Genomic DNA, 1,025 nt, shown 5'->3' with positions numbered 1-1,025 from the left:
TATGCGCGTGCTTTCCATCGTGAGTCTGTTGTTTCTCACCCATCTGTTGCAGATCGGGCTCTTCGCGGGCGGCTTCTGGATTGCGGAGACCGTGTTCGGGATCGGTGGCTTCGAAGGGGCTGCAATGGCACACCCGCTTGACTACCTCTACTTCTCGGCCGTCACCTACACATCGCTCGGGATCGGTGACATCGTTCCAACCGGGCATCTGCGGTTTCTCACCGGTGTCGAGGCGCTGAACGGGCTCTTGCTGATCGCCTGGTCTGCGTCCTTCCTGTTTGCGACGATGAACCGTCTGTGGGACTGGCGGCCCTGCGTGGCACCAGAGGATTGAAACTGCAATTCAGGCATCTACTTCCAGCCACGCAAGCGACCCGTGACGGGACGGCCTGCGCGCGTTTCTGCCAGGTTTGAACCAGGGCTCAACTCCTTGATCAAAGGTCAAACGGCCCGCCGCGCTATTCGGCCACGGCTGCATTTGCTCCTCCACCAATGGATTTTCGCCACGTCACCGTGGACGCTGCAATCTGCAAGCCAAGAACAGCGGCGACAAGCGCGACGAAAGGCCATTGCGCCCAGTTCGGTTCGGGCGTTTGCCGGTGGTAGTCCAGGAAGTGGATGAACAGGAAATATGCGGTATGTGCGACACTCAACCACCAGAGCACATACGTCCCCCGTTGCACATATTTCCAGATACTGTTCCCCAACAGGCGCAGGCTGGCGTCATTCGATGTCAGCCCGAGAACGAGGCCATAGATCAATCCCAAAAGGCCCGAGACATTTGCCAGAGCAAACCCGTGGTTGACCATGACATAGCGTTGTAAACCGGGATGGAATTCAAAGCCAAACAGGCGCATCAGATCAAGTTCGACCCAACCGAAGAGGATGATCGTCGCATGAACGAACGCCAGAACGACGGCATAAATCCCGAGTTCCCGACGGTACGGCAAGACACGCGTCGCCTGGCGCCAGAGCCGTGACAGCGGCCCAAGCATCATCGCCATGGCGATAAGAACCAGTGACAC

The 1,025-nt window shown here is 58.0% G+C and carries 2 protein-coding genes; one reads left to right on the top strand and one right to left on the bottom strand.

The annotated features are described in order from the left end of the window. A partial coding sequence (locus tag A2I95_RS42150; RefSeq protein WP_291738184.1) for a potassium channel family protein occupies positions 1–334 on the top strand: 334 nt, incomplete at its 5' end. Between the two features lie 124 nt (positions 335–458). Here the strand turns inward: A2I95_RS42150 and A2I95_RS42145 are convergent. Next, on the bottom strand, positions 459–1,025 hold a 567-nt coding region (locus A2I95_RS42145), incomplete at its 5' end, for a ferric reductase-like transmembrane domain-containing protein (RefSeq protein ID WP_291738183.1).

It is taken from the genome of Leisingera sp. F5 (assembly GCF_001593695.1).
Note: the sequence above shows the minus strand (reverse complement) of the source record. Positions and strands in the feature narration are given on the sequence as shown.